Raw genomic sequence first — 22759 nt, 5'->3', positions numbered from 1 at the left:
TATCTTGGTTTGAGAATGTCAGTGTGCTGTTGGGCATTGGCCTATAACTTGCTGAAGGGAACAGAAATCAGCAGATGGACAGAGAAAGAGAAATACAGGCTTTATTCATATCACCAATCATTTTCAGCAACATACAATATTTTGTCTTCTGTACTATGCCAGATGCCGAACCGGAATAAGGACAGAAGGGACTTCTGAGGGTAGTTCGTCATCATAGAATAAGGATAAGAATAAGTTTGAATTTGAGTGTAGGAGGGGTAGCATGTCTCAACCGAACATACCTAATATTAGTCCTACTATAACCTTAACAAGAGATGACGCAATTAACTTACTTTTAGCGTCCATTGCAATGGAAGAGCTGGGCCTGGGACACATCATTAATGCGGAAGCAGAGAAGATTCAGTATGCAGTGGGTACACTGCCGGGTCTGACAATACCTGCAACCATTAGTGAACTGTTAATTGTGAATCAGAGTGTCCAGTCCACATTGCAGGAAACGATCAAGAAAGAATTATTGCTTGATAGTAAGCTGCAGACTGTATTAAGCAGTGTAGGACCAGTACCTACAGGATTTACTGGAGCAACAGGAGCCACTGGCGCTACAGGTGCAACCGGGGCAACAGGAGCAACAGGAGCAACGGGTGCCACTGGAGCAACAGGAGCAACAGGTGAAACGGGGGTAACTGGCCCGACAGGTCCGACCGGTCCAACAGGTGAGACTGGAGCCACAGGTGGAACAGGAGTAACAGGCGAAACGGGAGCAACCGGCCCGACAGGTCCAACGGGCGAAACGGGAGCCACCGGCCCGACAGGTCCGACAGGTCCAACAGGTGAGACCGGAGCCACAGGTGGAACAGGAGTAACAGGAGCAACAGGAGCAACAGGTGAAACTGGGGTAACTGGGGTAACTGGGGTAACTGGCCCAACCGGTCCGACAGGTCCAACGGGCGAAACGGGAGCCACCGGAGCCACGGGAGCCACGGGAGCCACGGGAGCCACAGGTGAAACCGGAGTAACTGGCCCAACCGGCCCGACAGGTCCGACAGGTCCAACAGGTGAAACGGGAGCCACCGGAGCCACAGGAGCCACAGGAGCAACAGGAGCAACAGGTGAAACCGGGGTAACTGGCCCAACCGGCCCAACCGGTCCGACAGGTCCAACAGGTGAAACAGGAGCCACCGGAGCCACGGGAGCAACAGGTGAAACTGGGGTAACTGGGGCAACTGGCCCAACCGGTCCGACAGGTCCAACAGGTGAAACAGGAGCCACCGGAGCCACGGGAGCCACAGGTGAAACCGGGGTAACTGGCCCGACAGGTCCGACAGGCCCAACCGGTCCGACAGGTCCAACAGGTGAAACGGGAGCCACCGGAGCCACAGGAGCCACAGGTGAAACCGGGGCAACTGGCCCAACCGGTCCGACAGGTCCGACAGGTCCAACAGGTGAAACGGGAGCCACCGGAGCCACAGGAGCCACAGGTGAAACCGGGGCAACTGGCCCAACCGGTCCGACAGGTCCGACAGGTCCAACAGGTGAAACGGGAGCCACCGGAGCCACCGGAGCCACAGGTGAAACCGGGGTAACTGGCCCAACCGGTCCGACAGGTCCAACAGGTGAAACAGGAGCCACCGGAGCCACGGGAGCCACAGGAGCAACAGGAGCCACGGGAGCCACAGGAGCAACAGGAGCCACGGGAGCCACAGGAGCAACAGGAGCCACGGGAGCAACAGGAGCAACGGGAGCAACAGGAGCCACAGGCGTCACAGGAATTCCTGATTATTTAAGCATTTTCCGGGTTGATCCAGGCACAGGTACGGATACGGTTCCTGCAAGTTCCCCGGTTATTTTCAACGGATTATTTGCTAACGTAGGTGGGTCATTTACATTTGTAGCTCCATCAGCGACAATCACGATCAATGAGGTTGGAACCTACTTGCTTAACTTAGTAATTCATAATCAAGGGAATGCAGATTTTAACATTACTGTAAATGGGACACCTATAACTGCATTTCCTTTTACTGGAAATGGCGGAGGGCCAACATCTGCTGAAGTAATTATCACCGTTGCTGCAGTTCCTGCAACTATTCAAGTGGTAAATGCTAATGCGGTTGTAGCGCAATTGCATAACTTTACTAACTCAACGCTTACCATTTTAAAACTGACATAATTCCAATTAATCAACGCAGCCAATGATGCATTATTACAGTAAAGTAAACGCAACTATGTCGTTAAATCAGTAGAAGATATAAAAGCGCAAAACCCACCGTTAAAGCTGAATAGCCTCGGTGGGTTTTGTTTGTGGAATGCAGTCTGCCCTGTAAGGCATACGTCGCTGTTCCGGAAGGTTTCAGTTCGTTATATTTTTTCGAATCGCTTGTACTTTTTCATCTGTAAAGACACCTGATCCTAACAAGTCTAAAATAGAAAGCACCCCGCCACGAGAGCCCCAGCTTCCCTCATCAATGACCTGAAAGCTTACCCACCAGGCTGGAGAAGGCTCTGGAACCTCAAGAATGCTGGTAAGACTCCTGAAAGTATTATTAATTACTTCTTTACGTACATCATTCGGCCAATCCCCATCCATCACAAGGATATTGATTGTGATCACATCACGCTCAGGCTGGTCTGATAACAGCTTTCCTCCAATAGCCATATAATCTCTCGGGCGCTCTGTAAAAAGCACCTGAAATCCTTCCCTTGCAGGTGGACAAAATTGTCCAACTTCAGGAATCAACACAGCATCTGTTAAAGCTTCGGCTAGAAGGCTTCGTTGTCTCGCGGAAATTCGTCCAACAGGGGAATTAACATTAATAATTGTCACGTGTGAATACGCTCCTTAATATATCCGAAAATATAGAAATTAATATGAATCTGCCGGCAAGGTAAATATAACTCTGTCTGAAAAACGTTGTCAACACTAATTATTATAATAATATATATTTATTAAATATATAGAAAATACATAAGTGAAATATGATACGATATAAATATTGCAATGTCACGAATAGCGGTAGTAGCTCTTTAAATCTAGGAGGAACATGGAAAATGGCAAACCGACCGGCGAGAGTAAACACTAAATTTGCGGTGTTAGGCATACTTACTTTAGGACCACATACCGGTTATGATATCAAGCAGCACATGGAAGAAAGTACAAGCTACTTTTGGAATGAAAACTATGGCCAGATCTATCCCAGTTTGGCTGACCTTTTGGACACAAATGATATCGAGGTTGAGATCATTCGCCAAGATGGAAAGCCTGACAAAAAACTGTATAGCATAACTGACCAGGGGAGAAGAACATTGTCTGCTTGGCTGTCTCAACCTACAGATTATGTTGTTGATCTGAAGAAAAATGAGTTATTGCTAAGAGTGTTTTTTGGTAGTAACTCCTCACCGGAGACGAGTATTATGCATATTGAATCCTATCAGCGTAAACTTGAGGAAAGCTTGCGGGTTTTTGAGGAACTCGAAAAATGGCTATTACATCTTGAAAATAAGGATGTTAATTATAAATATTGGATGATTACGAACCAATACGGAAAGAAACATTTCATCAGTCTAATCGAATGGTGTGAAGAAAGTGTGCGGATGTTAAGAGCCTAACTCTTGGGGGGTGTAGCCTTTTTGCTACATTCCCCATTAATTTATTGGCCACTCCATGCCGCTTCGGTCCACTCAGTACATACCGGATAATTACCCCTTTCTAATTACCCCTATATTATCTAATGTTGTTTCTACTGAACGTGAAAATTGTATTAGAGCAAGAGCATTTTGAAAGTCATAATATCTGTATGTATATCAGGCGTGTGACACGCAGTCGAGAATGACTAGAAATATACTTAGAAGTCTGAAAAATAACGTGCCGTGTTCATATACGATAGCAGCAATGGTTGAAATGAGATATAATTAATGTAACCACGTTTCACAGAGTGAAACTAGTATTTGTAGATGGAAAAGAGGCGGTTTACTGTGGAAGACCGTAAATTGACTGTACGTGCCGTAGAACGGGCATTGGATATATTGTTGTGTTTTACTCAAGCGACTGATCTTGGACTGACGGAGATCGCCGCGAGAATTGGACTTCATAAGAGTACGGTACACCGACTGCTGACCACATTGGAGGATCGGGGCTTTGTGATTCGGGATGAGGCAACGGAAAAATATCGACTAGGTATAAAAGTCTGGGAGCTCTCCACGCATATGTCACAGAGTGATGAGCCTGCCGTGCTGCTGCTACCCTTAATGGAGCGGCTGCGTGATCATCTGGGAGAGACCGTGAGTCTATATCTACGGGATGGACATGAGCGGATTCGCATTCAGGCGGTGCAGAGCACGCAGGGTATCCGGCGGGTGGCTCCTGTAGGCGCACGCATGCCATTATCAGTTGGAGCCTCCAGTAAGGTGCTGGTAGCATTCGCAACTGAGGAGGAGCGTCAGAGCTTTCGACAGGAGGCAGAGTGGGGAGCGTTGCTGGATGATGAGAGCTATCTGCAGCAGCTAGCTGAGGTTCGAAGCATCGGTTTTGCTACCAGTATTGAGGAACGTGAGCCAGGAGCGGCTGCTGTGGCAGCACCGATTCTGAATCGCAAAGGACAGCTTGCTGCAGCTCTGTCCGTATCCGGTCCAGTGAGTCGACTGTCAGCCGAGACGCTCCACGAATTTGCACCGATCATTATGAATGCTGCCAAAGAAATGAGTATGCTGCTCCCGTAAAAGAGGTGTCAGGCTTTGGAGCCTAGCCGAGTTATAAGAGAGCGCTTTAATGACATTTTAGTAGCATATGTGAGAAGTAAACGCGTATGCCTGACTACGTATCACAGATTACTAGAGGAGCTACGTTTATAGCTTTTTTCGACAGCCGCTTCCCCTCGGGAATCGGCTTTTGCTATAGAAGATTAGGCATCTCGTAGTCGATTCATATTGACTCTTGCGCTATCAAAAGACGAGTAAGAAATAAACGCAGGTAGCAGGTATGAGAGGGAAGTCTGAAGAATACATGAATGTCAGCTCCAAGGTTCAGGATGTGGGATGTAAGTCCCTTCGAATACGACGTGATCTAACTTGCTATTACCAAAGGAGTGTACCCATGATAAGGCTAGAGCCAGCTCAATATGATCGCATTTTAGGGCCATTAGGCACCCTTAAGATGAACACTTTGTTTGCCGAGTCCGTGTTACTTCAGGATGTGGATGGCACGGTGTATGTGGATCGGGTTGAGGACCCGCAAGTATTTTACATTGCCCATGGCTATGGAATGTCATTGCTGTGGGGTGATATGCATCAGCCGGAATTTAATGAAGCTTTGCGGAAGTATTGGCTTGAGAGTGAAGAGCGCCAGCAGAGAGAGTGGCTTCAGGTCTACCCGGATGGCTGGAATGATCACATTCGAGCGTTAATCAAGGCTGGGAAAGGGAATATTGAGGAGCACACGCGAGTGAATTTTAGGTTCGATGCAACACGATACCGTGAGCTGCGTATAACGGAGCCAAGATCTGGCCTCGTACCTGTTCCGACGGATAAGAAGCTGTTCGAGCAGGCTCAAGGAGCAGTCGTTCCACGTTATTTTTGGAGAGATGCAGAGCAGTTTGTGTCCAAGGGCATTGGCTTCAGTCTGATATTGGATGGACAAGCTGCGGCTACAGCCTTTGCAGCTTTTAATATTCGTGGGCGCCTGGAGATTGGCATTGAGACCGTGGAAGCATATCGTGGGCAGGGGCTAGCTCGTATTGTATGTACGGCATTAATTGATTATTGTCTTGCTCATGGTCTGGAGCCGGTATGGGCATGCAGACTCGGCAATCAGGGATCCTATCATCTGGCCCAACAGCTGGGCTTTGTCCCAACACTACAACTTCCGTATTATCAGTTCAGGAATGGACCCCTCCACTGATCAGATTGAGATGAGAGGGTTAGCTCTGTTGCTGTATCTACACGGATTTAAGTCACTGTTGTGATGGCACATATCATTATACTCCGTAAGCGTGGTCAGTGGCAGAAGCGACCCGTTATCTTGCCATTTTTTCATTCAGAATTTGCTGGAAGCTGAGCTTCTTGTCACTATCGTCCTTCTTGGAGTTCTGTACAGGATTCGTTCTTGGATATTGATGGTTATAAGGAATGAGCGTATGTAAGGTAATGTTCATGATCTGCATGCGTTCTCCTCCCAGATTCGTAATAGTAATCAAGATAGTAGATGACTATGCCAGTTATCTGCATTTTATGTAGGTTCGATTGAGTAGGTTACTTTGATATAGATAGATTACTTCAGCAGGGTATCGTGCACAGGTCCCAGATGACTCACTGTACTGATACATTCTCACTTCGTTAGGGTGTCCCCTATTTTACCCATAATTAAATAAAGGAAAACCCTTTTCGGGGAAAAGGGTAAAATGGTCTTAATCATCTTGTGGTGGACTTGGGAAGGTTGTATGAATATAGGTGGAATTGACTAGTAATCAAAGAGGTCTATAGGCCTTTGGAAAAGAAGCGCTTTCTAGGACCTAGGGGAAGCGCCTTTCACATGAAGTAAGGCATATCATTTGCGGTCTATAAGCTGTATGTGGCTTGCAGAAAGTGCTGTGTGTACAGGCCGGGGCTGGGAGCTATTCAGTAGGATCATCTTCGCTGCGCTGGATCGCAACATAAATGTCAGCCTCTACGTGTGGGTCCGAGCCACTTCCATCGTAAAGCTCAAAATCTCCTGTGTATGTCCGATGGATTCCGTGCTGTGCAGCTACTTCGGTCCAAGCCCAGATGTGCTGCCAGGTATCGAAAACGACTTGTGCGAGGGGCCCATTCGCAGTACGAAACACAGCATAGTCAGCTGACGGCAATGATGTAGAGACTAGTCCCTGCGGTAGTATTGGTACGTCTGCTGGAGCCATGCTAGTGCCGAGCAGTAAGGTATAAGCACCGTTTACCCCGTCCTCATAGTCCGTGTAACAGCCGTAGATCGGTTGACCTGGAATATATCCCGGGATCTGTCCCGGAATGTTCTCCTGCGTGAATTGACCCCATAAGCGAGGAATGAGCCCCTCATGGCCCGCATTGTCTGTCTCTGCGCTGTTGGAGGTGCGTGCTGCGATTCCTCCCAAGACAAAGCTCTCAAGCTTCACGAACCATGGTGCACGCGGCGAAGGCATGATACCAAAGGTTGGTAGTGTGTCAACAATTATACCGAGTGCTGGGGAAGACCCCTTGGGGCCGGACCATCTCTTAAGTGTAGGCAAAAATTCAAGCAGCATCGCATGGGCGTTCTCAGCGGTCCATCCGTCCTCCACCAAGTAGGGTAAAGAACCTTCAATCATGCTGTGAAGCGTAGCGTTTGGCTCGGTGAAGCTACCGTCTGTATAGCAGTATTTGCAGTAGTCTATGGAGGTGCTGCCATTCAGCTCGCTTCCTCTCAGGTCTTGGTCGTCTATCGGCATACCGCAGCTTTGACAATGGATATTCATATGTAATTCCTCCTGTATTCATTATTCATGAATAGTGTAGAGGTTGAAATATGACAGCTTTCTGTCAGGTTACTGGTGGAAGGCTATACTTTTTTTGCATGTCCAGCACCATCTCATGAACTCGCTGCCGAATGGCAGGAGGCTCCAGTACCTCAGCGACTGCTCCGATACTTAGTATGAAGCTGTAAAGCCAGTCATTTTCGGGCATGGATACGTACACCCGGGTGTAGCCAGCAGCGTCCTGTTGTTGTTGCTCCAGAGGGAACCATTCCTCGGCGAGATGTACTCCGTTAGGATGGAAGCGGAGAACGATGTCCACCTGCTGCTCTGGCTTGCCCCAATCCTGCTGCCAAGGCAGCTCCTCCACAGCGAGCGGTCGACGGATGAAGGTGTCTGGTCCCTGCCGAACGTCCTTCATACGTGACAGCTTGAACAAACGGAATTCGCAGCGAAGGTGGCAGTAGCCATATACGTACCATTGGTTTTTCTTTAGTACAAGGGTGTGAGGCTCCAAGGTTCGCATAGTGGACTGTCCGTCAGCATTCCTGTAGCTAAAATGGAGCATATGGCTGTCGGCAATGGTTGCTCGGATTTGTCCCAGCATTTCAGGTAGTTCCCGGTGTCCACCCCAGTCCGATAAATCTACGACCAGTTGCTCGGTCTGAATGCGAAATTGCTCGGTTTTGGAGGGAGGGATGATCTGGGTGATTTTGTCTAGCAGCAGCATTTGCTCTTGATCTGGCATGGATGTACTGAGGCCACGAATAGCTGTCGTGATCGCAGCTAGATCCTGATCGGTGAGCAGGGTATGATCCAGACGGTAACCCTCCACTAGTCCGATCCCGCCGTTCATGCCCTGATAGGTCACGACAGGCACTCCGGCCTGACTTAGCGTATCGATGTCCCTGTAAATAGTACGCAGGGAGACTTCAAAGCGATCTGCCAGCTGCCGGGCGGGCATTCTCCGGTGCTTCAGTAATAGCATGACAATGGCCAGCAGCCGATCAATTTTCATAGTATGGATGACCTCCTGAGTGTCATTTGTGTATTTTATAGATTATTCAAGTATTGAAGTGTTGAAGTATCCCTGGCCGGTGGCTCTTGTGACATTGAGCTAAGCTTGTTCTATACAGTATAAATCATTGACAAAGAAAAGCAGCAGTTCATCCCAACATCGGAATGAGCTGCTGCTGTCTTTGTATCAGTATCAGGGGCTATCCATAATTCTGATTATAGATTTAGTTGTTCTTGATCATCTGGCGCAGTACCGTCTGCAGGATACCACCGTTACGATAGTAATCGATGTCTACCGTGCTGTCCAGACGAGCCGTGACAGGGAATTCGAACTTGGTACCATCCTCACGCTTCGCTACAACAGTGAGTGCCTGACCAGGCTTCACTTCGTTGTCGATGCCCAGGATGTCGAACGTCTCTGTACCATTAATGCCAAGGCTGGACCAGCCATAGCCTTCCTGGAATTGGAGTGGCAGTACACCCATACCTACGAGGTTACTGCGGTGAATCCGCTCGAAGCTCTCCGCGATGACTGCTTTGACGCCCAGCAGGAAGGTACCCTTCGCTGCCCAGTCACGGGAGCTTCCTGTACCGTATTCTTTACCTGCAATAACGACCAGATTCTGTCCGCCGTCCTGATACTTCATAGAAGCATCGTAGATGGACATGACTTCATCTGTAGGGAGATACTTGGTTACGCCGCCTTCGGTTCCTGGAGCAACGTTGTTGCGGATACGGATATTCGCGAAGGTACCACGCATCATCACTTCATGGTTACCACGACGGGAGCCGTAGGAGTTGAAGTCCTTGCGCTCGACGCCGTTATCAGTCAGGTATTTGCCACCTGGGCTGTTCACGGCGATATTACCTGCTGGAGAGATATGGTCAGTCGTTACAGAATCGCCGAGCAGGGCGAGTACGCGTGCATTACGAATCTCTGCAATGTCCTGAACACCATCCTGCAGACCTTCGAAGAATGGTGGATTCTGAATGTAAGTGGACTTCTCATCCCACTCATACAGCTCGCCTTCCGGTACATCGATTGCATTCCACTTCTCGTTGGCCGTGAACACATTTTCGTACTTGCTGCGGAACATTTCCGGACTAAGGGACAAGCTGATCGCTTCCTTGATCTCCTCGGAAGTCGGCCAGATATCCTTCAGATAGACAGGCTGCTGTTCCTGATCATAGCCGATCGGATCATTCTGCAGATCGACATTGACATTGCCAGCCAAGGCGTAAGCCACGACGAGCGGAGGTGAAGCGAGATAATTCGCTTTGACCTGGGCGTGAACGCGACCTTCGAAGTTCCGGTTACCGGACAATACGGCAGCTACAGTCATGTCATTATCAGCAATTGCCTGACTCACTTCATCTGGCAATGGACCGGAGTTACCGATACAAGTCGCGCAGCCATAGCCAGCTACGTGGAAGCCAAGTGCTTCAAGCGGCTCGATGAGCCCTGCTTTTTGCAGGTACTCGGTTACGACCAGGGAGCCTGGAGTCAAGCTGCTCTTCACATAGCCTGGCTTCACCAGACCGCGTGCTACAGCCTTCTTCGCAAGCAGACCTGCACCCAGCATAACGCTTGGGTTGGAGGTATTGGTGCAGCTAGTGATCGCGGCGATAACTACCGCACCAGTAGCCAGTTCGCTCTTGGAGCCATCTGGATGAGCTACAGCAACCTTTTGTGCAATCTTCTCATCGCTCAGGCCGTATCCGCCCTTGTCTACAGGGGTACGGATAATGCTTTCGAAGTTCTCTTTCATATGTGCAAGCTCAATGCGGTCTTGCGGACGCTTCGGTCCAGCAAGGCTCGGCACTACCGACGCGAGATCCAGCTCAATGGTATCCGTGAATACTGGATCAGTAGTGTCAGCTGTACGGAACATGCCTTGTGCTTTGTAATATTGTTCTACCAGCGCTACCTGCTCTTCGGAGCGGCCTGTGCTGCGCAGATAAGCGAGCGTCTCGGCATCTACCGGGAAGAAGCCAATCGTAGCACCATACTCTGGAGCCATGTTCGCTACGGTTGCGCGGTCAGCAAGACTGATATTAGCGAGACCTGGGCCGTAGTATTCAACGAATTTACCTACTACACCCTTCTTGCGAAGCATCTCAGTAACGGTCAGCGCAAGGTCTGTTGCTGTTGCACCCTCGGAGAGGCTACCTGTAAGCTTGAAGCCAATAACGTCAGGAGTTACGAAATATAGCGGCTGGCCCAGCATACCTGCTTCAGCCTCGATTCCACCTACGCCCCAGCCTACGACACCAAGACCATTAATCATGGTGGTGTGGGAATCTGTCCCTACCAGAGAGTCAGGGAATACAACAGTCTCGCCATCGATTGTCTTCGTGGCTGCGACAGAAGCCAGATACTCCAGGTTCACCTGATGCACGATTCCGGTTGAAGGGGGTACAGCACGGAAATTGTTGAATGCTGTCTGAGCCCAACGCAGGAAGCGATAACGCTCCTCATTTCGTTCAAATTCTACATTAATATTGTAATCCAGCGCATCTTTGCTACCGAAGGCATCAACCATGACGGAGTGGTCAATAACGAGATCGACCGGTACGAGTGGATTGATCTGCTTCGGATCACCGCCAGCTTTCTTCACGGTGTCACGCATAGCCGCAAGATCGACTACGACAGGTACGCCTGTGAAGTCCTGTAATACGATACGTGCAGGAATGAAGGGAATTTCTTTGTTCGCATCACGATCAGCTGCCCAATTCGTCAATTGCTTGACATGATCCTGGGTAATCGCACGTCCGTCGAACTGACGAAGCGCCGCTTCCAGCAATACCTTGATTGAGAATGGGAGCTGAGCTACGCCTGCTTCTCCTTGCTCTTCAAGTGCCTTAAGACTGTAGTAGCGGTAAGATTGTCCGTTAACCTCTAGGTTACGGGCAATAGAGAACTGGTCTTGTCCTGGCATGAATGAACCTCCTCATGAAGTTGTTTCATCAGATGAAACATAATTTCAAAAATCACCATGAGTTAAGTATACCGTTTTCATAGCTGTTCGTAAAGGCCTTTTAGCCTTGATTCGACTGCCTAAAGACACCATTATTAGCAGTCAAATTGCTTTTGTGGAGAGCCTATGCTACGCTATATTTAGTTCCAGAACCAGCCAGTATTTTTATGAATGTGACTTTATTCAGATCAATGCGTTTATGACGTAGTATGTAGACAGATTGAGTCAATAGTATGCTTCCGAATGAGTGTCATTACTATAATTTCATCTACTATAATTTCATCGAACGAGGATTGTAACTGGTGATCAGGCAAAACCTAAATCGATGGTAGAAGTAATTCCCTAGACCGGGGGAGTTGTTTGTACCTTGGATTTAGGTTTTTCTTGTTTTTCGGGCATAGTTGACAAGTAGTTACGCAACACATTTTGCCGGGAATCCTGAAAAGCCCATATTAATGTAGAAAAGAGGTCGTTATCAATGAGTGCAGCAAAACAAGGATTTCCCAAAAATTTCCTGTGGGGAGGCGCTACTGCGGCTAACCAGCTGGAAGGTGGATTTGATGCTGACGGTAAGGGCTTGTCCACCGCAGACATGATCGCACTGGTGCCTAAGGACCAGCGTAGAAGCGTTCATGCTATGGAGATGACTACCGAGCGTATTCAGCAAATCCTGAACGGTGAAGTCGAGGCTCGTTTCCCTAAGCGTGACGGTATTGATTTCTATCACCGCTATAAGGAAGATATTGCGCTGTTCGCTGAAATGGGCTTCAAAGTATTCCGGATGTCCATTCACTGGGCACGTATTTTCCCTAATGGCTACGATGCGGAGCCGAACGAAGCGGGGCTGCAATTCTATGACAACGTCTTTGATGAGCTGTTGAAGCACGGGATCGAGCCACTCGTAACGCTGTCTCACTATGAGACACCGCTTGGTCTGACCTTGAAGTACAATGGCTGGGCTAGCCGTGAAGTTGTAGATCATTATGTGAGATATGCAGAGACAGTATTCAAGCGTTACAAGGACAAAGTAAAATATTGGCTTACCTTTAACGAGATCAACATCATGCTCATCAGCCCGTATACGGGTGGCGGCGTATTGACAGATCAAGTGGATAACAAGCTGCAGACGTCCTACCAGGCACTGCACCATCAATTCGTAGCCAGTGCAAAAGCAACCAAGCTGGCACATGAGATTATTCCAGGCTCCCAAGTGGGCTGTATGCTGGCTCGCATGGAGACCTATCCATTCAGCTGTAACCCTGCCGATGTACGCATGGCACAATGGGAGAATCAGGTGAACCTATTCTTCACGGATGTACATGCACGCGGTAAATATCCGAATTACATGGAGCGTTATTTTGCTGAGAATAACATTGTAATCGAACGTGAGCCAGGCGATGATGAGCTGCTGCTGAACAATACCGTGGATTTCATTTCATTCAGCTACTACATGACGATCACTCGCTCCTCCAATCCGGATGACGAGGTTGGTGAAGGTAACCTTATTGGTGGTGTTCGCAATCCGCATCTGGAAGCATCCGACTGGGGCTGGGAGATTGACCCGATCGGTCTGCGTGTGACGCTGAACAACTTCTACGACCGTTATCAGAAGCCGCTGTTCATTGTGGAAAATGGTCTGGGTGCCTACGATCGCGTCGAAGAAGATGGCTCTATTCATGATACGTACCGTATTGATTACCTGCGCAAGCACATCGAACAGATGAAGGAAGCTATCAAGGATGGCGTTGAACTGATGGGCTATACGAGCTGGGGGCCAATTGACCTGGTGAGCATGTCGACGTCCGAGATGTCCAAGCGTTATGGCTTCATCTATGTTGATCTGGATGATGAGGGCAAGGGAACATGGAACCGTTCGAAGAAGGATTCCTTCGACTGGTACAAGCGTGTTATTGCCTCCAATGGTGAGGATTTGGCGTAAAGATAGTCATTGACAGCGCTACCAATACTACGTTAAGGTGAAATTACAACGATAGGATTGTAACCGCACAGACGGGCAAAACCTGACATATGGCTCCTGAAGCACATCGCATGTCTGAAGAGATGCAGATGCGCATGAGGGCGACCATTTGTTGGTTTTGACCGTCTTTTTTGTGTGCTGTGTGATCCTGAGAGGGAGGCTATAAGCAATGAATTTGGTAAGAAAAAGCTTGACCGGACTGTTGGCGGCAGTCATTGGAACCGCAGGGCTAATCGTACCTGCTGCTGCGGAAGAAGCGACGTTTGTTCAACAAATTACAGGCCAGGCGTATGTCGGGGATGCTGGAACGATGGTGGAGTCCTTCGATATCAAAGTATCGGATGTTAGTCGCTATGCTGATCTACAGGCTGAGGATTTTGATATTACAGGCAATTATGACGGTTATCCTGTAAATGAGCAGGGGGAGATTGTGCAGGACAATTATGAGGATGATGGTCTTGAAATCGCTGTCAGTGAGGAGGGAATCCATCTTACCTTCAAGCCATTCCGTTATCCCGGAGGCACCGTATCCGCATTCGCTGTAACCAATGCGAAGTTCCCGGAGCTATCCTTCAATGCAGACAAGGTGGATAGCGTATCCATTCGTACTGTAGATGAGTTCGAGCCTGGAACTTTCACAGCAAGCAATGGGGAGACGCTGCCGTATCGACTGAAGCTGAGTGCATCCACAGGACCGCAACCGCTTGTTGTATGGCTGCACGGTGGTGGAGAGGTCGGCACGGATAATATCAAGCAGCTGACCGAGAATCGTGGCGCCACGACTTGGACCGAATCTGGCAAGGATACCTCTGTGCTCGCGGTTCATTATCCGAAGAATTATGATTGGGCAATCTATAGCAATGCAGAGCAACTGAAGAAGATGCAGGATTACTTCGTCCTGCAATATGAGCTGATTCAGAAGCTCGTTGCTGAAGGTAAGGTAGACCCGGATCGTATCTATCTGGCGGGGGTATCCAGCGGCGGCGGCGGTGCTTTCCGTTTCATGATGCAGTATCCTGATCTGTTCGCAGGTGCCATTGTAGTGGCGGCCAAGGATGCCGTTGCAGACTATAAGGGGCCGGTGGATGCTTTCAAGCAGGAGCTGAAAGGTCTGGTGGACATGCCCCTCTGGATCGTCCATGCGGAGAATGATCCGATTACGGACAGCCGTACCAGCAAGCTTGCTTATCAGGCACTGACCGAGCTGGGCTCAACGAAGGTGAAGGAAACGCTATACACTGATGAATTTATGGACAGTCAGCGTTTCTACGGTGCCATGAAGCACTGGTCCTGGGCGCCTGTCTTCAATGATCAGAATATGATCAATTGGCTGTTCTCACAGAAGAGAGATTCCAGTGAGACGCCTTCAACAGAGACTACTTCAGAAGAAGTTGTAGAGCAACTAGCGGAGCAACCAGCAGCAAGTGGGCCAATCACGAGATCAGAGCTTGCAGGACTGCTGACCACAGAGCTGAATCTGCCAGTAGCAGCTTCTGTATATGGACTATATGAGGATGTTCAGGGTACCGAACGAACTCAGGAGATTGAAGCCGTGACCCAGGCAGGCTTAATGCGTGGGATAGGTCAAGGTCAATTCGCTCCAGATGCCGCAGTGACACGCGCTCAATTGGTAGTCATTGTAGGTCAATGGCTGGAGTCCAATGGCGTAGAGGGAGCGGAGTCTCCCGGCTCCACGACAGGATATTCGGATGTACCCGAGAAGCATTGGGCCTATCAGAATGCGGTGATCGTTAGCCGCTTCGGAATTATGCCTGCGAATGGCGCTGGCCAACTGAAGCCTGCACAGGTGGTGACAGTAGAAGAAGCAGCACAGGTCCTGAAGTCTTTGCAGCAGTATAAAGTGAAATAATCACTTGTATCTGGTGTAGTTACGCGTAGAGCTAATGCAGTCAAATGAATAATAAGAGACCTGTACAGCAGTCTTGATCCATCTCAAGAAGTTACTATTCTTGAGTCCAAGCTCTTGAGTTCAAGCACTCACTGTGCAGGTCTTTTTCTGTAATCATGAGATCCAAGCAGACTGGTGGCGTCACGTTGTAGAGCGCAAAATGAGCTTGTATTCCAACTGACTCTGTTTGAGCTCAGTATGCAGCAGCGTGGGGGCAAGCATGTAGAAGGCATGCTCTGCCTGGGCTCTGATCGGGTTATGTACCGTCGTCAGCTCCAGTGTGCGTGATATCTCGTTATCATCGAACCCGACAATCGCTAGATCACCCGGTACGCTCAGACCATGCCTGCGTGCTTCGCACAAAATACCTGCAGCGACATAATCATTGGAGCATAATATGGCGTCTGGCAGCTCATGACCTTCCTTCTGGCGCTCAAGCAGAGTCTGAATCAATTGTTCTCCATGATGAACAGAATATATAGAAGAAAAATAAAGTTCCTGTGCGATGGGAAGCCCATGCTCATGCATGATTTTCTCATAGCTGCGCATTCTACTTTGCGTATTGAGACTTTCAGGGCGTCCAAAGGCATGAGCGATACGGCGTCTTCCTGTAGCAAGCAGATGCTTGAGCGCCAGACAGTAGCCTATACCCTGATCCATGGCTACAGAAGGGATGACATGCTCGGGCATTCGCTGCCAGGATACGATGGGGCCGTATTTGCTGTATGTACTTAGCAGAGAAGGTGGGTTAGCACAGGTAACGATCACGAGTGCATCCGTCCGCTTACTCCTTAAATCTTCAAAAGCTTGCAGCTCTGTAGCTGGATCATCACCAGTGAAATAAATGACCGTCTGGTAATCATGCTTTTTAGCTGTCTCAATGAATCCGTTCAAGAACGGCATGATAACTTCACTGATGGTCCCGGTTACCAGTCCGATCTGTTGCGTCCGTCCCTTGGACAGGGATACAGCTGTACGATTTGGTACATAGTCCATCTCATCGATTACCTGCTGTACCCGAAGTCTGGTCTCGGCACTCACATGAGGGAAGCCGTTGATGACCCGTGAGACCGTGGCTTTGGAGACGCCCGACAGCCGCGCGATTTGTTCTAAATTAGCCATTTCCATTCTCCTTCGGAAAAGTCGCTTGACATGAAACGCGTTGCAGAACCTAGAATTGAATCAGGCCTAGAATCAAGTCTAGCAAATCCATTTGATTTTGCAAAATCCTGAGCTATGAGGTCATATAGGCTTCATATCCATCCACTTAACGAAAGGCAGGTTCATGATTATGAGCACACCATTTCCACAAGGATTTCTATGGGGCGGCGCAGTAGCTGCCAACCAACTCGAAGGAGCCTATAACGTTGACGGCAAAGGCTTGTCCGTGCAAGACGTTATGCCAAATGGCATCAAGACTCCACCAACCCCGGAGCCTACCGAGGACAACCTGAAGCTGATCGGAATTGATTTTTACAATCGCTATAAAGAAGACGTTAAGCTGTTCGCGGAGATGGGCTTCAAGGTATTCCGTACCTCCATCGCCTGGTCACGTATCTTCCCGAAGGGGGACGAGCTGGAGCCGAACGAGAAAGGTCTTCAATTCTATGATGATCTGTTCGACGAGTGCCATAAATATGGGATCGAGCCGCTTGTAACGATCTCTCACTATGAGACTCCGCTGCATCTGTCCAGAGAGTATGATGGCTGGGTGAACCGTAAGATGGTCGGCTTCTATGAGCGCTATGTGACTACTCTGTTCAATCGTTACAAGAACAAGGTTAAATACTGGCTGACATTCAACGAGATCAACTCGATTCTGGAAGCCCCATTCATGAGCGGCGGGATCAGCACACCTAAGGAACAGCTGTCCAAGCAGGATCTGTATCAAGCAGTTCATCATGAGCTGGTAGCCAGTGCGCTTGCTGTGAAGATCGGCCATGAGATCATGCCAGAAGCCAAGATCGGCTGTATGGTACTGAGCATGCCGACCTATCCGCTGACTCCTAATCCGGATGATGTGATCGCTGTGATGGAATCCGTTCACAAGAACGACTTCTTCGCTGATATTCATGTACGTGGCCAATATCCTAAATATTTGAACCGTTATTTCAAAAAGCACAACATCAACATTCACTTCGAACCAGATGATGAAGAAATCCTGAAGAACACAGTAGACTTCATCTCATTCAGCTACTATGTGAGTATCTGTGAGACAGGTGATCCAGAAAAGAAAATTGCTGGTGAAGGCAACCTGCTGGGTGGCGTACCGAATCCTTATCTCCAAGCAAGTGAGTGGGGCTGGCAGATCGATCCGCAAGGACTGCGCTATGTGCTGAATACGTTCTACGATCGTTACCAAAAGCCATTGTTCATTGTTGAGAATGGTCTGGGTGCAGTAGATGAGCTGATTACAGACGAGAATGGCAACAAGACGGTACATGACGATTATCGCATTCAATACCTCAACGATCACCTTGTACAGGTGGGAGAAGCGATTGAGGATGGGGTAGAGGTAATGGGCTTCACGCCTTGGGGGTGTATTGACCTCGTAAGTGCCTCCACAGCAGAGATGAAGAAGCGTTATGGCTTCATCTATGTAGACCGCAACAATGATGGTACGGGCACACTGGAAAGATACCGGAAGAAATCCTTCAACTGGTATAAGGAAGTAATTGCTACTAACGGTGCAAGTTTGAAAAAATAGAAGAGCTTCTTTTTAACAATCCACCATCCATTGTTATTTACTTAGAGTTATGCTAGAATTGGTTACGGTCAAATAACTCTGGATTGTTACTGTTCATTCAGGCAAAACCAGCAACCGGCATTTTCAATTCATGCCTGTTTTGGTTTTGCCTTTTATACTATGACGGTTCAAGGTGATGGAATGAAAATTGCGAAGGTGCTCAACAATAATGTCGTTACGGTATTAGATGCATTCCAGAACGAGCTTGTGGTTATGGGACGTGGCATCGCTTTCAAGAAGCATGCTGGCGATACTATTGAAGAAGACCAGATCGAGAAAATCTTTTCGCAGGACAACAAGGAAGTATCACAGAAGCTGATGACCTTACTGTCCGATATTCCCGCAGAATATGTGGAATGCTCGGATGAAATCGTCCGGTATGCTGAGACGGTGCTGGCCGAGAAAATGCACGACAGTATTTACATTTCCTTGACTGATCATATCCATTTTGCCATTGACCGCCATAGACAGGGACTTCCGATTCGGAATGCGCTGCTCTGGGAGATCAAGCGGATGTACCGTAAGGAATATGCCATTGGTGAGAAAGCGCTACAAATTATCGAAGAGACGCTTGGTGTCTCCTTGCCAGAAGATGAGTGCGCTTTTATTGCAATGCATTTGGTCAACGCCCGGATGAATGGTGAAATGCGCGAGACGGTCAGCATGACCAACATCGTGAAGGACATATTGAATATTGTCAGACGCAGTTTTCTGGTGGAGCTGGACGAGGACTCACTTAGTTATTATCGCTTCCTGACGCATCTGAAGTTCTTCGCTCAGCGCGTGCTGCAGGGCACAGCAGTTGAGCAGCGGGACAAGGATAACATGCTCCATGATCTGGTAAGTCGTCAGTATCCGGAAGCTTTTGCTTGTGCGGAGAAGATCGGCAGCTATACTCGTAAGATCTACGGACGAGATCTGTCCAAGGAAGAGATTCTGTACCTCACGATCCATATTGAGCGGATTGTAGGGGGAGAAGCCAATTGAATAAGCAACACGGGATTGTTACTAATGTAGGCAAAACCTAGGCTTTGAATCACGACAAGCAAGCATTGCATTGCTTCGGGGTGATTCGGGGTTCTAGGTTTTTTTGTTTGTACATGCTGTGGATAGTTCTACACATGCTACGAACTATCCAATCCAAATTCAAAGGAGTAGACATCATGGATAAAAATGCTTTGTCCAAAGAAATACTGAAGCATGTCGGTGGAGAAGAGAACATCGATCAAGTCACACACTGTATGACCCGTCTGCGCTTCAACCTGAATGACAACAATATTGCGAACAAGCAAGCATTGCAGAACACTCCTGGAGTTATGGGCGTTATGGTGAATGGCGGCCAGTTCCAGGTTATCATCGGTAACGATGTGCCAGTGGTATATAACGAGCTGGTGAATAACATGTCCAAATCCCCAGATGCGAAAAAAGCAAGCACAGGCGATACTGAGCCGGTCAAGAAGAAGCGCTCTGTAAGTGATGTGCTGGGCTTCATCTCCGGGATCTTCACTCCGATCCTGCCGGCCATCGTCGGCGCAGGGATGATCAAGGGGATTGTAGCCTTGCTGGTCTCCATGGGCTGGATGACCGAAGGCAGCATGAACCATTCCATTCTGTCCGCTATTGGCGACGGAGCATTCTACTTCCTCCCGATCATTTTGGGCTTTAGTGCAGCGAAGAAGCTGGGAAGTAACCCATATATCGGTGCAGCGATTGGTGCGGCTATAGTCCATCCGACGCTTATTACCTTGCTAGCTTCTGGAGAGCCTGTGACCTTCGCTGGATTGCCTGTATTGGCAGCAACGTATTCTTCATCGGTTATTCCAATTGTATTGGCTGTATGGCTGGCATCTTACGTTGAGAAATTCGTAGATAAATATACACATGCTTCCCTGAAATTGATTGTGGTGCCAACGGTAACTCTGCTGATCATTGCACCAATTACATTGATCGCAGTTGGACCACTTGGTGTAGTTGTAGGTAACGGATTGGCAGATGGTATTGCCTGGTTGTTCGCAAATGCCGGACTGCTGGCTGGTCTGCTTGTAGGAGGTACCTTCTCCCTGATTATCATTACAGGTATGCACTATGCCTTGGCTCCGATCATTATCGGATCTATTGCTACACTGGGCTATGATTATCTGATTCCACTGATGCTGATGGCGAACATGGCACAAGCAGCTAGTGCTTTCGGTGTTGGTCTGCGTACGAAGAATAAAGGGGTTCGCTCCACAGCGTATTCTACTGCTGTTACGGCATTTATGGGTATTACAGAGCCGGCGATGTACGGTGTGAACATGCGCTTTAAGAAACCGTTCCTGGCAGCACTCATCGGTGCAGCTGTCGGTGGTGCCTTCATGAGCTTCTTCGGCGCCAAGGCTTTTGCAATGAGTGGTATCGTAGGTATTACAGCTCTGCCAGTCATGATTGGACCATCTTTCGTATACACCATCCTGGGTCTGGTTATTGGTATGGCTGTGGCTGTCGTTCTGACTTATGTACTTGGCTTTGAAGATGTGAAAGAGGCAGCTCCTGCTACCGAGACTACAGCTGTTGAGAGCTCTGCTGTAGCAAGTGGGTCTGCTGCAACTGCGGCTGTACAGACACCAGAAGAAGTGAAAATGCAGGATGAGCACATTTTCAGTCCGATTGCTGGAGAAGTGAAGCCGCTGTCTGCGGTCAATGATCCTGCGTTCTCGGAAGAGATTATGGGTAAAGGCGTGGCGATCCAACCGTCCGAGGGCCGTGTGGTATCTCCAGTGAACGGAACGGTATTCTCCTTGTCCAAGAGCGGTCATGCGATTGGTCTGGTAAGTGATACAGGTGCTGAGATGCTGATTCACATCGGTATCGACACCGTGAAGCTCAAAGGGCAGCATTTCTCACCGCAAGTTCAGGCTGGAGCGAAGGTATCTGTCGGAGATGTGCTGATGGAATTCGACCATGTTGAGATTGCCAAGGCGGGTTACGATACTATTACTCCAGTAATCATTACCAACATTCACAACTACAGCTCCATCGAATCCTCCGGTGCTTCCACGGTACAGGAGAAAGAGCTGCTCTATACCGTCAGGGCCTAAGCCTTGATGGACTTATAGAGATATAGAAGAATAAAGCCTTGATCGGAGCATTCGTGCTCTGTCAAAACATACTTGGAGCTTACAATGCTAATGGAGCTGTCCCAAAAGCCATGAAATGGCTGCTTGGGATGGCTTCGTTTTTTAAGTAGGATCAACGTGTGCGCTTGGATGGACGCTCCGCGAACGGACCGTTGTTACAATCGCTGTTGTCCCCAGATTTTATCTATTCTCCTAAGCGGTGAAAATCCGGGGACAAAGGCGACCGCTGCCGCTTTTCCACAATAAGTCCGTCCGCTCCGCTGCTTTAAGCGGAAGTGCTGCCTCAATCTTCGATTGGAGTTAGCTGTCGCAAGTGTAGGGGAAAACTACTTATGGGACAGTCCTCTGATATGAAGCTTAGCCCCTTTATTCCTGGAACCAGGTCCTTGCCTTATCGCTGGCTGGCGGAAGCTTCATTCCTTTTTTCCACACCAACATGCTGTCATCTGGTCTGCCATAATACAGGGCTGTGATCTCCCGATCTTCGCCGTATCTCTGCTTGTAGATTTGCAGCTCATGGTCTATGGCCTCATAATAACGAATTGCAATACCAGCCTTGGCTTTCGTGGGGAAGACAGGGCGGTATGGAATGACATAAAAGTTCCCATCCTCATCCATTTCGTATTTGGCACGATTCGAATCGAACCCATCCGTCAAGGTGACATGATAAGCAATGCGGCCATTATCTAGCTGCCCTAGGTCCGTAATGGCAATTACCTGAGATGAGACAGGGATGACGTTCCAGCGAAACAGGCCAATGTAACCGAGAAGCAGCACACTACAAACGGATAAGGAAAGCAGGGTGCCCTTCACAAAGGACGTCCATTTTGAACGGCTCCAGCTTACTGATATTTTACGAATCACTTCGGCATCTGGACGATAAGGTTTGTTCGCTTCCAACGATAAGCGCAGATCTGCTCTCAGTTGTGCCAACTCTTCTCTTAGCTCAGGTGACGCTTGCAATTGCTTCTCCACCAGCTCCTCGCTCTCTAGGCTGCATACCCCGTCAACATACAAAGGCAGCAAATCTCTGATAATGTTATCATGTACCCTGTTGCTCATCCCTGTTCCTCCTCCTTCATCAACCCCTGAATCTTTTGCTTGGAACGATAGAACGTTACCCTTGCCCAGCCTTCGCTTTTCTCGAACAGTCCGCTGATCTCGGCGAAGGACAGCTCGCCAAATACTCTCAGCGTGAACACCTCTTTGTACGGCTCCTTCATGTGGTGCAGCGCCAGATGAAGGCGCATCGTTTCATCTTTTATCAGCAGCATTTTCTCCGGGTCGCCGTCTTCGTCCTGGAAGGGGCCATCCTCCTCCAGCGGAACGCAACGTTTTTGTTTGTCGAGATGGGAAAAATAAGTGTTCTTGGCAATCTGGCACAGCCAGACACCAAGCTTACAATGGCCTTTGAAGCTATGAATGCTTCTCAGCGCCTTGAAGAACGTCTCCTGTGTAATCTCTTCGGAAAGGGCTTCATTGCGGCTTAAAGCATAGACAAAGCGATAGACGTCCCGAAAATATTGATTATAAATCTGCTCAAAGTCTGTCACGCCTTCACATC

17 protein-coding genes are annotated in these 22759 nt (G+C 48.7%); 9 read left to right on the top strand and 8 right to left on the bottom strand.

Annotated features, from left to right (window positions below):
• The first annotated feature begins 262 nt into the window (after nucleotides 1–262).
• Nucleotides 263–2167 carry a hypothetical protein gene (locus tag D328_RS30860; protein ID WP_081625339.1) on the top strand — a complete coding sequence of 635 codons (1905 nt, stop codon included), beginning with the start codon at nucleotides 263–265 and terminating at the stop codon, nucleotides 2165–2167.
• 180 nt (nucleotides 2168–2347) lie between these two features.
• Here D328_RS30860 and D328_RS0122855 read toward each other — a convergent pair whose 3' ends face one another.
• Complete coding sequence (locus D328_RS0122855) at nucleotides 2348–2821, bottom strand: tautomerase family protein (RefSeq protein ID WP_018887380.1); 474 nt, start codon at nucleotides 2819–2821, stop codon at nucleotides 2348–2350.
• 224 nt (nucleotides 2822–3045) lie between these two features.
• On the opposite strand from D328_RS0122855, the gene D328_RS0122850 reads away from it, so the two are divergent.
• The 3 genes from D328_RS0122850 (at nucleotide 3046) to D328_RS0122840 (ending at nucleotide 5890) form a co-directional block, all read left to right on the top strand.
• Nucleotides 3046–3603 carry a PadR family transcriptional regulator gene (locus D328_RS0122850; protein WP_018887379.1) on the top strand — a complete coding sequence of 186 codons (558 nt, stop codon included), beginning with the start codon at nucleotides 3046–3048 and terminating at the stop codon, nucleotides 3601–3603.
• A gap of 366 nt (nucleotides 3604–3969) precedes the next feature.
• The gene (locus tag D328_RS0122845; protein ID WP_018887378.1) at nucleotides 3970–4713 is read left to right on the top strand and encodes an IclR family transcriptional regulator; all 744 of its coding nucleotides are present in this window, start codon (nucleotides 3970–3972) and stop codon (nucleotides 4711–4713) included.
• A gap of 373 nt (nucleotides 4714–5086) precedes the next feature.
• On the top strand, nucleotides 5087–5890 hold the full coding sequence (locus tag D328_RS0122840) for a GNAT family N-acetyltransferase (RefSeq protein WP_018887377.1): 804 nt from the start codon (nucleotides 5087–5089) through the stop codon (nucleotides 5888–5890).
• Between the two features lie 115 nt (nucleotides 5891–6005).
• On the opposite strand, the gene D328_RS31295 is transcribed toward D328_RS0122840, so the two are convergent.
• From D328_RS31295 to acnA, 4 genes are all read right to left on the bottom strand, one after another.
• Entirely contained in the window at nucleotides 6006–6152 is a 147-nt protein-coding gene (locus D328_RS31295; RefSeq protein ID WP_018887376.1) for a hypothetical protein, read from the bottom strand.
• A 450-nt stretch (nucleotides 6153–6602) separates the two neighbouring features.
• Complete coding sequence (locus tag D328_RS0122830) at nucleotides 6603–7454, bottom strand: zinc ribbon domain-containing protein (RefSeq protein WP_018887375.1); 852 nt, start codon at nucleotides 7452–7454, stop codon at nucleotides 6603–6605.
• A 64-nt stretch (nucleotides 7455–7518) separates the two neighbouring features.
• Nucleotides 7519–8469 (bottom strand): helix-turn-helix transcriptional regulator, encoded by a 951-nt coding sequence (locus tag D328_RS0122825; protein ID WP_018887374.1) that lies wholly within the window; start codon nucleotides 8467–8469, stop codon nucleotides 7519–7521.
• A 223-nt stretch (nucleotides 8470–8692) separates the two neighbouring features.
• A complete protein-coding gene (gene acnA, locus D328_RS0122820) occupies nucleotides 8693–11407 on the bottom strand; it encodes an aconitate hydratase AcnA (protein WP_018887373.1) in 2715 nt (904 codons plus the stop codon).
• Between the two features lie 517 nt (nucleotides 11408–11924).
• Here acnA and D328_RS0122815 point away from each other — a divergent pair.
• Nucleotides 11925–13385 (top strand): glycoside hydrolase family 1 protein, encoded by a 1461-nt coding sequence (locus tag D328_RS0122815; protein WP_018887372.1) that lies wholly within the window; start codon nucleotides 11925–11927, stop codon nucleotides 13383–13385.
• 208 nt (nucleotides 13386–13593) lie between these two features.
• A complete protein-coding gene (locus D328_RS0122810; protein WP_018887371.1) occupies nucleotides 13594–15294 on the top strand; it encodes an S-layer homology domain-containing protein in 1701 nt (566 codons plus the stop codon).
• Nucleotides 15295–15474: 180 nt separating this feature from the next.
• Here D328_RS0122810 and D328_RS0122805 read toward each other — a convergent pair whose 3' ends face one another.
• Nucleotides 15475–16455, bottom strand: coding sequence for a LacI family DNA-binding transcriptional regulator (locus D328_RS0122805; RefSeq protein WP_018887370.1), 981 nt, complete (start codon nucleotides 16453–16455; stop codon nucleotides 15475–15477).
• Nucleotides 16456–16618: 163 nt separating this feature from the next.
• On the opposite strand from D328_RS0122805, the gene D328_RS0122800 reads away from it, so the two are divergent.
• The 3 genes from D328_RS0122800 (at nucleotide 16619) to D328_RS0122790 (ending at nucleotide 21156) form a co-directional block, all read left to right on the top strand.
• Nucleotides 16619–18040 (top strand): glycoside hydrolase family 1 protein, encoded by a 1422-nt coding sequence (locus D328_RS0122800; RefSeq protein ID WP_018887369.1) that lies wholly within the window; start codon nucleotides 16619–16621, stop codon nucleotides 18038–18040.
• Nucleotides 18041–18220: 180 nt separating this feature from the next.
• Complete coding sequence (gene licT, locus D328_RS0122795; protein ID WP_018887368.1) at nucleotides 18221–19066, top strand: BglG family transcription antiterminator LicT; 846 nt, start codon at nucleotides 18221–18223, stop codon at nucleotides 19064–19066.
• A gap of 176 nt (nucleotides 19067–19242) precedes the next feature.
• Nucleotides 19243–21156 carry a beta-glucoside-specific PTS transporter subunit IIABC gene (locus tag D328_RS0122790; RefSeq protein ID WP_018887367.1) on the top strand — a complete coding sequence of 638 codons (1914 nt, stop codon included), beginning with the start codon at nucleotides 19243–19245 and terminating at the stop codon, nucleotides 21154–21156.
• A 405-nt stretch (nucleotides 21157–21561) separates the two neighbouring features.
• Here the strand turns inward: D328_RS0122790 and D328_RS0122785 are convergent, their stop codons facing one another.
• Complete coding sequence (locus D328_RS0122785) at nucleotides 21562–22257, bottom strand: zf-HC2 domain-containing protein (RefSeq protein ID WP_018887366.1); 696 nt, start codon at nucleotides 22255–22257, stop codon at nucleotides 21562–21564.
• Entirely contained in the window at nucleotides 22254–22748 is a 495-nt protein-coding gene (locus D328_RS0122780; protein ID WP_018887365.1) for an RNA polymerase sigma factor, read from the bottom strand. Before D328_RS0122780 ends, D328_RS0122785 begins: the two co-directional genes overlap by 4 nt.
• Nucleotides 22749–22759: the final 11 nt, after the last annotated feature.

This window comes from Paenibacillus massiliensis 2301065 = DSM 16942, assembly GCF_000377505.1.
In the GTDB taxonomy this organism is placed as follows: domain Bacteria; phylum Bacillota; class Bacilli; order Paenibacillales; family Paenibacillaceae; genus Paenibacillus; species Paenibacillus massiliensis.
This window is presented reverse-complemented; position numbering and strand designations above follow the sequence as displayed.